Source organism: Brevundimonas sp., from assembly GCF_036399195.1.
In the GTDB taxonomy this organism is placed as follows: Bacteria; Pseudomonadota; Alphaproteobacteria; order Caulobacterales; family Caulobacteraceae; genus Brevundimonas.
The window spans coordinates 1-11,527 of record NZ_DASWNO010000029.1; the positions used below are offsets into that span (position 1 = coordinate 1).

Consider the following 11,527-nt stretch of genomic DNA (forward strand, 5'->3'; position numbering starts at 1 on the left):
TCGTGGCGCTACTACCGCCGCGGTTCCTGGAGCCCGTGGGCGGATCCGTTCGGTCCTGAACTCGATATCCGCGAGATCGATCGGTACGAGGCCACGGCCGAGATCGTCATGGGCCGCGGCGCCAAGCCGTCCGACGACCCCAACGCCTTCAACGCCCGCGACGTGATGCAGAACCTGGGGCCGAGGGTGACGCGAGCGATGTGATTTAGGGATGAGGGACTAGGGATGAGGGTGCGCGAGCGTCCCTCTCTCATCCCTGTTCCCTCATCCCTCTACCCGATCCTCGGCGACTTCAGCCGACGCTTGTTGACGTGGGTCGCTGGCGCCGTGCCGAGCTCCTCGGGGACCTCGCCCTTGAAATAGTAGCGCTGCCACGCCTCCTTGGCGGCGTCTGGATCGCCCGAGGCCAGCCGCTGGTTGAAGTCCGTGCGGGCGCGGTTCCAGGCCTCGAACTGGCCGTGCATGACCGGATTGGACTCCAGCGAGCGGATCACCGGCTGAAACTGCTCGGCCTTGCGGTGTTCGATGGGCGTGATGAAGCAGAAGGGTTCGCCCTTCTCGAACTTGATTCGCCCGGGCCGCGTGAACAGCCAGTTCATGGTGAAGGGGAAGGGCAGCCAATCGGTCTCGATCAGCCCGACCAGCGGCTGGATGCCGTCCTTCAGATGGTTCGGCGATCCGCCGGCCAGCAGGCCCCATCCCGGCGGCGTGCGGAACAGATACTGCGGATGCATGGTCAGAACCCCGCGCGAGAAGTGCGAGGTGACGATGTGCTGCAGGTTCGGCGTCGGCCGCTCCGGGGTGATGACGATGTCGGCCTGGCTGGGGCCGCCGTTCCACTCGGCGGTGAAGCCGATCGGGCACAGGATTTCCCACCCCGTCGTGTTGGCCATGTTCAGCGGCAGGCAGCGGTAGGGATGGCGGCTGGCGAAGGCGTCCATCCAGTTGCGCGACTGCCGCCCGGGCACGAGGTCCGGCGGCTGGGGCATCATCGGATAGCATTCCAGTTCCACGCGCAGTCTCCGGACGGTATCGGGGAAGGGTCACCCATCCCTAGCGAAGGCCGATGACCGAAGACAAGGCTCCCGGCCCGCCGCCTCCCCCCGCCTGGGACCGCGACCGCCTGCTCGCGTGGATGGCCGCCGAAGGGATCGCCCAGACCACCCGCGACCACCCCGCCGTCTTCCGTGTCGACGAGGGCCACGAACTCAAGGCCGCCATGCCCGGGGCCCATACCAAGAACCTGTTCCTCAAGGACAAGAAGGCCCGGCTGTGGCTGGTCTCCGCCCGCCAGGACACCGTGGTCGATCTGAAGCGCCTGCCGAAGACCATCGGCTCGGATCGACTGTCGTTTGGAAACGAGGCCCTGCTGTACGAAACCCTGGGCCTCACGCCCGGCTCGGTCACTGCCCTGGGCCTGATCAGCGACCCCGACCACCGCGTGACCTTCGTCGTCGATCGGGCCCTGTGGGACGCCGACCTCGTCAACTTCCACCCGCTGACCAACATCGCGACCACCGCCCTGCCGCAGGCGGACTTTCGGCGCTTTCTGGCGCTGCTCGGGCGTAAGCCGGTCGTCGTGGATTTCGCCCGGCTGGACTGATGCGGTCTGGCAACGTCGGTCGGGTTTGTCAGATCGTTACGGAACGTGTGATAGCCCTGCTCGCTGTGACTTCTGTCGCCTTCGTCCAACCTGATGAGAGATCCATGAAAAAGACCCTCCTTGCGGCGACCGCCGCCGTCCTCCTGATCGCCGGCCAAGCCGCCGCCGCCGGTACTTCCGTGGTTCGCGTCGGTGACCGCGTCGGCGCCGCCGGCGAAGAATCCAGCGAGTTCGCGGGCGTTCCGATCGCCGTGCTGGTCGCCGGCGCCGCGATCATCGTCGCCGCCGTCGTCGTGATCAGCGAAGAAGACGACAGCGAGAGCGACTGATCCCGAAATACAGACTGCAGGCGGGACGATTGGCATGGCTAATCGTCCCGCTTCAGGTCAGAACCATCCGACGATCGCCACTTCCGGCGAATCCCGGAACATGCCTGTGAGCGGTGACCACGACACAACCGCGTTCCCCGTGTGGGATCCGCAGCACCTCCGCCTCGGCGTGAAAGCCGCCGGCGTCGCCCTCTGGGCGTGGGACGTCGGCAGCGACGGCCTGACCATGGACGAAATCGGCTACGAGCTCTGGGCCGTGCCGAGCGCGGGTCCGGTGACCTTCGAAGACCTGTCCAGCAACATCCACCCGGCCGACCGGGACCGCGTGCGGGCGGCGTTCAATGCGACGCGCGGAATCGTCGGGCCTTACGAAATTGACTTCCGCATCCTGCTTCAGGACGAAGTGCGCTGGATCTCGGCCCGCGGACGCGGAGACGACGAGGGCATCCGGCAGGGCGTGATGTACGGCGTCTTCCTCGACGTCACGGGCCGGAAACAGGCCGAGGAGGCGCACGAGCTGCTCGCGGGCGAGATGAGCCACCGGGTCAAGAACCTGATCGCCATCGCCGGCGCCCTGACGACCATGACCTCCCGCTCGGCCGAGACCAAGGAAGACATGGCGCGCGAGCTGACGCACCGGCTCACCGCTCTCGGCCGCGCTCACGATCTGGTGCGGCCGGTGCCAGGTCAGACCGAGAACGCGGCGCTGCTGGGCGATCTCATCACCGTCCTGCTCATGCCGTATGACGACCTGGGCGCCTTCGCCGGGCGCATCCGCGTGTCCGTGCCCCGAATGGGCATTGGCGAAGGCGCGGCGACCAACCTCGCCCTTGTTCTGCACGAGCTGGCGACCAATTCGGTCAAGCACGGCGCCCTGTCGTCGGAAGGCGGGCTGCTTGATGTCGCCTGCCTGATCGAGGAGGACGAGGCGGTTATCGTCTGGACCGAGCGCGGCGGACCAATGGTCCGGCCGCCCGCGGCCGGCGACGGCTTCGGCAGCAAATTGCTCGAGCGGATCATGACCCACGGCCTCGGCGGCTCGATCGCCTATGACTGGTCGCCTGAGGGCCTGATCGCCCGGCTGCGCATTCGCACCGCCCGCCTCGACAACTGAACGGGCCCTGCGGCCCGGCCTCGACACGACGCCCCCGGTTCCAGCCCCGGCCGGACGGTGCTAGACGCGCGGCGTCCCCTCCCGACCGCCAATTCACGGACGCCCGCCATGCCCGCCGCTCCCGACTTTCCGCCCCCGCCGGACCGCGTCGTCCCCAAGCGCGCCCTTATCTCGCTCAGCGACAAGACGGGGCTGGAAGGAACGGCGCGCGCCCTGCACGATCTCGGGGTCGAGCTGGTCTCGACCGGAGGCACCCGCGCCGCCATCGCCGGCTTCGGACTGCCGGTGAAGGACGTCGCCGATCTGACCGGCTTCCCCGAGATGATGGACGGCCGGGTCAAGACCCTGCACCCGGTCGTTCACGGCGGCCTGCTGGGCGTGCGCGACGCGCCCTCGCACGCCGAGGCCATGGCTGAGCACGGCATCGGCGGCATCGATATCGCGTGGATCGACCTCTACCCGTTCGAGCAGACGGTCGCATCCGGCGGCGGCTTCGAGGCCGCCGTCGAGAACATCGACATCGGCGGGCCGGCCATGATCCGCTCCGCGGCCAAGAATCACGGCTACGTCGCCGTCTGCGTCGACAAGGGCGCCGTCGACGACCTGCTGACCGCGCTCAAGACCAACGGCGCCACGACGCTGGAGCTGCGCAAGCGTCTCGCCGCCCACGCCTTCGCCCGCACCGCCGCCTATGACGCCGCCGTCTCCGGCTGGTTCGCGGGGCAGGTCGGCGACGCCGCCCCGGCCCGCAAATCCATCACCGGCGCGCTGGCCCAGACGCTGCGCTACGGTGAGAACCCGCACCAGACCGGCGCCTTCTACCGCACCGGCGAGGCCCGCCCCGGCGTGGCGAACGCGCGTCAGCTGCAGGGCAAGGAACTGGGCTACAACAACATCACCGACGCCGACGCCGCCTATGAGCTGGTCGCCGAGTTCGAGGCGCCCGCCTGCGTCATCGTCAAACACGCCAACCCCTGCGGCGTGGCCGTGGGCGCCGATCTGGCGACGGCCTACGCCCGCGCCCTGGAATGCGACGCCGTCTCGGCCTTCGGCGGCGTCATCGCCGTCAACCGCACCCTGACCGGCGCCGATGCGAAGCTGATCACCGACATCTTCGCCGAGGTGGTCATCGCCCCGGGCGCCGACGACGAAGCGCTCGCCGTCTTCGCGGCGAAGAAGAACCTGCGCCTGCTGCTCACCGACGGCCTGCCCGATCCGCTGGCGTCGGGCGAGGTCTTCCGCTCCGTGGCGGGCGGCTTCCTCGTGCAGGGCCGCGACCGTTCGCGCATCGCACCTGCCGACCTGAAGATCGTCACCCGCCGCCAGCCCACGCCCCGGGAGATCGAGGACATGCTGTTCGCCTTCACCGTGGCCAAGCACGTCAAGTCCAACGCCATCGTCTATGCGAAGGACGGGCAGACCGCCGGCATCGGCGCGGGCCAGATGAACCGCCGCGACTCCGCCCGCATCGCCGCCATCCGCGCGCGTGAAGCGGGAGAGGCCAAGGGCTTGGCGCACTCTCTGGCCCAGGGCTCCGCCTGCGCCTCCGAAGCCTTCTTCCCCTTCGCCGACGGCCTGCTGGAGGCCGTCGCCGCCGGCGCCGCGGCGGTGATCCAACCCGGCGGCTCGATCCGCGATGACGAGGTGATCGCCGCGGCCGACGCCGCCGGCGTGGCCATGGCCTTCACCGGAGTGCGGGTGTTCCGGCACTGATGGGTCGGACAGGTGATTAGTTGATTGGTGATTGGTGGTTCGCCGCCGCCAGTGCCGGCGACGCCGCGAGAGCTCGGGAGGCGACGCTGCAATCACCAATCACCAAGCACTAATCACTTAGACCCCCCAACCGCCGCCGCTAAAGTGCCGCCCATGGACACCCTCTCCCAACGCTGGGCTCGGCTCGAGCCCCACACGAAAGTGGTCGGCCCGGATGACGACCGGCCGCGTCCGGCCGTCATCCTGTTCCACGGCTGCGGCGGTCTGAGAGGGCATCTGCCGCAATATGCGGAAGCGGCCCGGGCGGCGGGCTGGCGCGCCTTCATCGTCGATTCCTATGCCCCGCGCCGCTGGAGCCGGAGCTTCGCCCTGGCCGCCGTCTGCACGGGACTTCTCCTGCGCGGCTGGGAGCGGGCGGGCGACGTTCTGGCGGCGATTGACGGCGTGTCCCGTCGCCGGGACGTGGATGCTTCGAAGCTCGCTGTCGCCGGCTGGAGCCACGGCGGCTGGGGCATCATGGAAGCCATGAGCGCCGACCGCTCCGGCCCGGCGCTCGGGGTCGCCGACCCGGGCGCTGCTCCGCTCGACGCCGTTCTCGCCGCCTACCTCGCCTATCCCTACGTCGGCTTCGCGGCGAGGAACCGGATGCGGCCGTGGCGGCACTGCCCGAAGACGCTCGCCGTGATCGCGCGCACCGACCACCTGACCACCGTCCGCAACGCCGAGCAGGTCCACGGCATGGTCCGCAACTGCGGGGTCGAGGTCGAAACATGGCTGGCGGACGCCACGCACAGCTTTGACGAACCCATGAACGCCCCTCCGATGCGTCACGACCCCGACCTGACGCGGGAGGCCATCCGCCGCTTCACCGCCCTGCTGGAGGACGCCGCCGTCGCGCCCCCGCTGCCGGAACGGTGACGGAACCGGCGCCCAACATCCCCGCCGCGCCTTGCTCCCGCCCGCGACCCGCCTTATCCCGCTGAGATGGCCGCGCCCCTGATCTGCCCGTCGATCCTCGCCAGCGACTTCGCCCGCCTCGGCGAGGAGGTCGCCGCGCTTGAGGCCGCGGGGGCCGACTGGGTCCATGTCGACGTTATGGACGGCCATTTCGTGCCCAACATCACCCTCGGCCCCGACGTGGTGAAGGCCCTGCGGCCGCACACCTCGCTGCCGTTCGACGTCCACCTGATGGTCGCGCCGGTCGATCCGTGGCTGGAGGCCTATCGCGACGCCGGAGCCGACATTCTGACCGTCCACCCCGAGAGCGGCCCGCACCTGCATCGTACCCTCGGCCGCATCCGTCAGTTGGGCGCGAAGGCCGGCGTGGTGCTGAACCCGGGGACGCCGGTGTCGATCGTCGAGGAGGTCGTCGAGCTTGTCGATCTGGTGCTGCTGATGTCCGTCAACCCCGGCTTCGGCGGCCAGTCCTTCATCGAGGCCACCCTGGGCAAGATCGAGCGGACGCGCGCGCTGCTCGACCGCGCCGGGTCGAAGGCGGTGCTTCAGATAGACGGCGGGGTCACCGCCGCCAACGCCGGCGCCTGCGTCGCCGCCGGGGCCGACGCCCTCGTCGCGGGCACGGCGGTGTTCCGGGGCGGTGCGGCGGCCTACGCCGCCAACATCGCCGCGCTGAAGGCCGCCCGGCCCGCCGCCGCATGAGTCCGCTCGGCCCCTTCTCCCGCATCGAGGCCGACGGCCCGGCGTCCGGCGAAATTCCCGGCCTGCGCGGCGCCCCCATGCGGACGCCGATCCGCACCACCGGCGCCACGTCCGCTCCCGGTCTCTGGCCCGCGGTGCTGGGCCGTCTGCTGACCCGGCAGATGTGGATCGAGCTGTACGGCCTGCCGGGCTACACCCTGACGCTCAAGGGCGCCGGCGGCGCGGGTTTCGCCGCCACCCCTCGCGACTTCCGCCCCGTCGATCCCGCCCCCGGCAAGCTGACGCTCAGCGGCAAGTTCCTCCTCGCCGGATCCAGCTTCGAGGCGGCCGCGCCCGGGGATCCGTGGAACCGGCCCAGCCCCAGCCGCGCCTTCGCTGTCGAACTGCACGCCTTCGCCTGGCTGCCGTCGCTGATGCTGCAGGGCGAGCGCGGCGCTCGCGAGGCGGTGCGGCTGACCCTCGCCTGGACGGACGCCTTCGCCCGCTGGTCGCCCTTCGCCTGGGACCCGGCCATCCTCGCCCGCCGCGCCTTCAACCTCGCCTGCGCCGCCCGGCGGATGGGTCAGGCGGCCACCGAGGCCGAGCGCCTCAGGCTGGCCGACCTCCTCGCCCGGCAGGGGCGCCAGCTGCTGCGCCCGCCTGGCGGCCTCGCCGGCAAGGCCGAGCGGCTCACCGCCGCCGCCGTCGCCGGATGTGTTCTGGCCGGAGGCGCCGGCGCGGGCCTGCGCCGCGCGGCCCTGCGCGCCCTCCCGGCCGCGCTTGAGCGCACGGTCGGCGCCGACGGCGGTCACGCCAGCCGCAGCCCGGAGGCCGGCCTTGAACTGCTGCTTGACCTGCTGACCCTCGACGACGCCCTGTCTCAGATCTCTGAGCCCCCGCCCCCGGCCGTGCGCGTGGCCATCCAGCGCCTGACGATCGCCCTGCGCGTCCAGACCCTGCCCGACGGCCGCTTGATTTCGTTCCAGGGCGGGGGTCCCTCGACCGCCGAGCGCGTCGCGGCCGCCCGCGCCCACGACGAACCCGCGCCCGACGCCCTCACCGGCGCCGTGGGCGGGATGGTGCGCGTCCGCAGTCCTTTGCTGACGGTCGCCGCGGACGTAGCGGCGCCGGCGCGCGGCCCCTGGTCCGGCTCGGCCTGCGCCCAGCCGCTGGCGCTCGAGATCGTCTGCGGCAAGGACCGGATCGTCACCGGCTGCGGTTGGACCGCCGCCGCCGCTGATCGGCAGGGCCTGCGCCTCGGGCCGGGCCATTCGACCCTCACCCTCGGCGAGACCTCCGTGGGCGAGCCGCTTGGCGGGTGGCGCGGCGAGCTGCTGGGGCACCGCCTGATGGGCCGTCCGCTGCATCTCGAGGTCAACCAGCGCGACGGCGAGGGCGCGGTCTGGCTGGAGGCCGAGCACGACGGCTGGGCGCACGAATACGGCCTGCTGCACCAGCGCCGTCTGTATCTGGATCAACGGCTGGACGAACTACGGGCGGAGGAGCGGCTTCACCCGGCCTCCGACCAGAGAGACGTCACGCGCGCCATCGCCGCCCCCTACGCGGTCCGGTTCCAGCTCGAGCCGGGGGTCCAGGCGTCGCTGGCCCGCGACCGCCGTTCCATCCTGCTGCGCGGCCACTCAGGGCGCGGCTGGTGGTTCCGTACCGACGGACCCGACGTCGCCATCGAGCCCTCGGTCCATATCGACGAGGGCCTGACCCGGCGCTCGCTGCAGATCGTGGTGCGCGGCTCGGCCCGCACCGATGCGGAGACCAAGATCCGCTGGAAGCTCAGCCCCGCGGGCGCCGGGGGCGAACCGACTTGATGGCGAGACCCCAAGCGACCATCTGACCGCTGCAGCGTTACGCCATGTCACGACAGGATTGATTGATGAGCCTCGCCGATCCCACCGCGCTTCCGGACGACCTGATCAAGGAGGGCTCCGACGCCGGCTTCATGGCCGACGTCATCGCCGCCTCGAAGGAACAGCCGGTGCTGGTGGACTTCTGGGCCACCTGGTGCGGCCCGTGCCGGACGCTGACGCCGATGATCGAAAAGGCGGTCCGCGCCGCCGGGGGCAAGGTCAAACTGGTCAAGATCGACGTCGACAAGAACCCGGCCTACGCGGGCCAACTGCGGGTCCAGTCTATCCCCACCGTGTACGCCTTCGTCAACGGCCAGCCGGTTGACGGCTTCCAGGGCGCCGTGCCGGAGAGCCAGCTCAAGGCCTTCATCGAAAAACTGACGGGCGGCGAGAGCGCCAACTCCGACGTCGAACAGCTTCTGTCGCTTGGCGAGGAGTCGCTGTCGCTGAACGACCTCGGCGGCGCCGCCCAGGCCTTCGCCCAGGTGCTGACGCTGGAGCCCGAAAACGAGGCCGCCATCGCCGGCATGGCGCGCGTCTATCTGGCCGACGGCGACATCGACCAGGCGCGTCAGACCATCGCCATGGCCCCGGCCGACGCGAAGAACGCCCAGGTCCAGTCCGTCCGGGCCCAGCTGGCTCTCGCCTCCTCGGCGCCCGCCGGGCCCGCCGCCGAGCTGGAGGCCCAGGTCGCCGCCAACCCCGCCGACCATCAGGCCCGCTACGACCTGTCGCTGGCGCAGGCCTCGGCGGGCGACCTCAAGAGCGCGGTCGACAGCCTGCTCGCCATCGTCGCCGCCGACCGCGAGTGGAACGATCAGGCCGCCCGCAAACAGCTGCTGGTCGTGTTCGAGGCGGCCGGCGCGTCCTCCGACATCGCCCGGGACGGCCGCCGCCGTCTGTCCTCCATCCTGTTCGCCTAGGAGGGCCGGCGTGGCGCAGGGGTATGTCAGGGCGGCCGACCTGCCGCAGGTGATCCCGGTGTTTCCCCTGCCGGGCGCCATCCTGTTGCCGCGCGGTCAGCTGCCGCTCAACATCTTCGAGCCGCGCTATCTGAACATGATCGACGACGCCATGGCCGGCGACCGGATCATCGGCATGGTCCAGCCGCAGTCGGGCTCGCGGCGTCTGCCGGGCCTGTCGCCGATCGGCTGCGCCGGCCGGATCACCAGTTTCGCGGAGACCTCGGACGGCCGCTATCTGATCACCCTGACCGGCTGCGCCCGCTTCCGTCTCGCCAGCGAACTGCCGACCCAGACCCCGTACCGCCAGATCCGCGCCGACTTCAGCGCCTTCGAGCTCGACCTCGCCGCCCCGCCGGTGGACGACGTGGGTCTCGACCGCGACGGCCTGCTCGACGCCTTGCGCGCCTATCTGGAGACCCGCGGCCTCGACATCGACTGGGACACCGCCGAGACCGCCCCGCCCGAGGCCCTGATCAACAGCCTCTCCATGGCCCTGCCGTTCGAGCCGCCGGAGAAACAGGCCCTGCTGGAAGCCGCCTCCCTCACCGACCGCTCCGCCGTCCTGACCGCCCTGATGACCATCGACGCGGCCGGCGACGGCGACGGCGAGGCGCCGCAGATGCAGTGAGGGATGAGGGACTAGGGATTAGGGACTAGGGGTTGGAGATGCGTGCAGCTCCCCGGCCAGCCGGCGCAGCTTCCTCATCCCTAGTCCCTAGTCCCTCATCCCTGTAACCTTCCCCCATGTCCGACACCTTCCACACCCCCGCCTCCGTCGATCCCCGCCTGCTCGAGGTGCTGGTCTGCCCGGTCACGCGCGGCAAGCTGACCTACGATCGCGACCGCCAGGAGCTGGTCTCGGCCGGCGCCAAGCTCGCTTACCCGATCCGCGACGGCGTGCCGATCATGCTGGCGGAAGAGGCGCGGACGCTGGACTGAGCGGTGGGGGTGATTAGTGATTGGTGATTGATGATTGGCGACCGGCCGGGTTGTAGCCGCGAACGCGCCGGCCTTCCGCCGTCAGCGACGCTGCACTCACCGATCACCAATCACTGCCTCAGACCGCCTCACCCCTCAGCAGCCGCGGCAGATCCCCGCTCGCACCGCCCGCCTCCTGCATGAAGGCGCGCCTCAGCGGCGCGATCCGGTTCACCGCCGCGATGCCCAGACCCCGGGCCAGCCGCACAGGCGGCAGGTCGTTGGAGAACAGGCGCACGAAGCCGTCGAACCCCGCCGCCAGCGCCGTGTTGTCGAACCGCCGCCAGCGGGCGTAGCGGTCCAGCACCGTCTCCGCCCCTATGTCCTCGCCCAGCCGCATCCCCTCGACCAGCACCTCCGCCAAGGCGGCGGCGTCCTTCAGGCCCATGTTCAGGCCCTGTCCCGCGACCGGGTGCACGGCGTGGGCGGCGTCGCCGATCAGGGCGGCGCGCGGGCCGGTCAGACGCTCGGCCAGCTGCAGCGACAACGGATAGACGAAGCGCGGTCCCACCACCGTGACGCGGTCCAGGAAGTCGCCGAACCGTCGCATCAGATGGGCGTGAAAGGCTTCGTCCGAGGCGGCCCGCAACGCCTCCCCTCGGCGCGTGCTCTCGGTCCACACCAGACTGGCGCGGCGTTCGGTCAGCGGCAGGATGGCGAATGGCCCGGAGGGCAGGAAGTACTCGTGCGCCACATTGCCGTGGTCCCGGCCCAGCGACACGGTCGCCACCACGCCGCTCTGGCCATAGCCCCAGCCGACGGTGTCGATCCCGGCCGCCTTGCGCACCAGCGAGCCCCGGCCCTCGGCTCCGACCGCCAGCGCCGCCTCCAGCACCCCACCGTCGGCCAGGGTCACAACCGTGCGCGCCGCGCCGGCCTTTACCGCCGAGACCGATGCCGGCGCCCGCACCTCGATGCCCGCGGCGGTGACGGCGTCGGCCAGCGCCGCCCGGATGCGCCGGTTCTCGACCATATAGCCCAACGGCTCGCCATCAGTGCGGTCCCCGATCTCGTCCGCGTCGAAGCGCAGGAAGGCGGAGGACGCCGATCGCGCCGCCGCGCCCGGCCTGCGTCCATCGGTCACCAGAATGCGGTCCATGCGGCAGGCGTGCGGCCTCAGCGCCGCGCCGACCCCGAGCGCGTCCAGCATGCGGAAGGTCGAGAAGGCGATTGCCGTCGAGCGCCCGTCGAACGTCGGCGCCAGCTGCTGCGGGAACGGCTGCGGATCGACCAGCACGACCTTCAGCCCACCCTGCGCCGCCGCCAGCGCGAACGTCGCCCCCGCCATCCCGGCCCCGGCGATGACGATGTCGTAGCGGTCG

Annotated in this window: 13 protein-coding genes; 11 read left to right on the forward strand and 2 right to left on the reverse strand. The window is 70.9% G+C overall.

All coding sequences use genetic code 11. The features are described 5' to 3' along the window. Window positions 1-204 (forward strand): CC0125/CC1285 family lipoprotein (locus VGB60_RS01530; protein WP_414644453.1); only part of this gene is annotated, 204 nt, incomplete at its 5' end. 68 nt (window positions 205-272) lie between these two features. Here VGB60_RS01530 and VGB60_RS01535 read toward each other — a convergent pair. Then, entirely contained in the window at window positions 273-1,013 is a 741-nt protein-coding gene (locus VGB60_RS01535) for a DUF6065 family protein (RefSeq protein WP_331036520.1), read from the reverse strand. Window positions 1,014-1,066: 53 nt separating this feature from the next. Here VGB60_RS01535 and VGB60_RS01540 point away from each other — a divergent pair, with 53 nt between their 5' ends. The 10 genes from VGB60_RS01540 (at window position 1,067) to VGB60_RS01585 (ending at window position 10,166) form a co-directional block, all read left to right on the forward strand. Beyond that, window positions 1,067-1,603 (forward strand): prolyl-tRNA synthetase associated domain-containing protein, encoded by a 537-nt coding sequence (locus tag VGB60_RS01540; protein WP_331036521.1) that lies wholly within the window; start codon window positions 1,067-1,069, stop codon window positions 1,601-1,603. A 104-nt stretch (window positions 1,604-1,707) separates the two neighbouring features. Continuing rightward, on the forward strand, window positions 1,708-1,932 hold the full coding sequence (locus VGB60_RS01545; RefSeq protein WP_331036522.1) for a hypothetical protein: 225 nt from the start codon (window positions 1,708-1,710) through the stop codon (window positions 1,930-1,932). Between the two features lie 106 nt (window positions 1,933-2,038). Further along, on the forward strand, window positions 2,039-3,046 hold the full coding sequence (locus tag VGB60_RS01550; protein WP_331036523.1) for a sensor histidine kinase: 1,008 nt from the start codon (window positions 2,039-2,041) through the stop codon (window positions 3,044-3,046). Window positions 3,047-3,154: 108 nt separating this feature from the next. Beyond that, window positions 3,155-4,759 carry a bifunctional phosphoribosylaminoimidazolecarboxamide formyltransferase/IMP cyclohydrolase gene (purH, locus tag VGB60_RS01555; RefSeq protein WP_331036524.1) on the forward strand — a complete coding sequence of 535 codons (1,605 nt, stop codon included), beginning with the start codon at window positions 3,155-3,157 and terminating at the stop codon, window positions 4,757-4,759. Window positions 4,760-4,912: 153 nt separating this feature from the next. After that, window positions 4,913-5,677, forward strand: coding sequence for a dienelactone hydrolase family protein (locus VGB60_RS01560; RefSeq protein ID WP_331036525.1), 765 nt, complete (start codon window positions 4,913-4,915; stop codon window positions 5,675-5,677). 66 nt (window positions 5,678-5,743) lie between these two features. Beyond that, window positions 5,744-6,418 (forward strand): ribulose-phosphate 3-epimerase, encoded by a 675-nt coding sequence (gene rpe / locus VGB60_RS01565; protein ID WP_331036526.1) that lies wholly within the window; start codon window positions 5,744-5,746, stop codon window positions 6,416-6,418. After that, on the forward strand, window positions 6,415-8,223 hold the full coding sequence (locus tag VGB60_RS01570) for a heparinase II/III family protein (protein ID WP_331036527.1): 1,809 nt from the start codon (window positions 6,415-6,417) through the stop codon (window positions 8,221-8,223). Before rpe ends, VGB60_RS01570 begins: the two co-directional genes overlap by 4 nt. Window positions 8,224-8,288: 65 nt before the next feature. Further along, the gene (gene trxA, locus VGB60_RS01575) at window positions 8,289-9,185 is read left to right on the forward strand and encodes a thioredoxin (RefSeq protein WP_331036528.1); all 897 of its coding nucleotides are present in this window, start codon (window positions 8,289-8,291) and stop codon (window positions 9,183-9,185) included. 10 nt (window positions 9,186-9,195) lie between these two features. Next, on the forward strand, window positions 9,196-9,855 hold the full coding sequence (locus VGB60_RS01580; RefSeq protein ID WP_331036529.1) for an LON peptidase substrate-binding domain-containing protein: 660 nt from the start codon (window positions 9,196-9,198) through the stop codon (window positions 9,853-9,855). A 116-nt stretch (window positions 9,856-9,971) separates the two neighbouring features. Further along, window positions 9,972-10,166 carry a Trm112 family protein gene (locus VGB60_RS01585; protein ID WP_331036530.1) on the forward strand — a complete coding sequence of 65 codons (195 nt, stop codon included), beginning with the start codon at window positions 9,972-9,974 and terminating at the stop codon, window positions 10,164-10,166. Window positions 10,167-10,284: 118 nt separating this feature from the next. Here VGB60_RS01585 and VGB60_RS01590 read toward each other — a convergent pair whose 3' ends face one another. Then, a complete protein-coding gene (locus tag VGB60_RS01590) occupies window positions 10,285-11,514 on the reverse strand; it encodes a UbiH/UbiF/VisC/COQ6 family ubiquinone biosynthesis hydroxylase (RefSeq protein WP_331036531.1) in 1,230 nt (409 codons plus the stop codon). Between the last annotated feature and the right edge of the window lie 13 nt (window positions 11,515-11,527).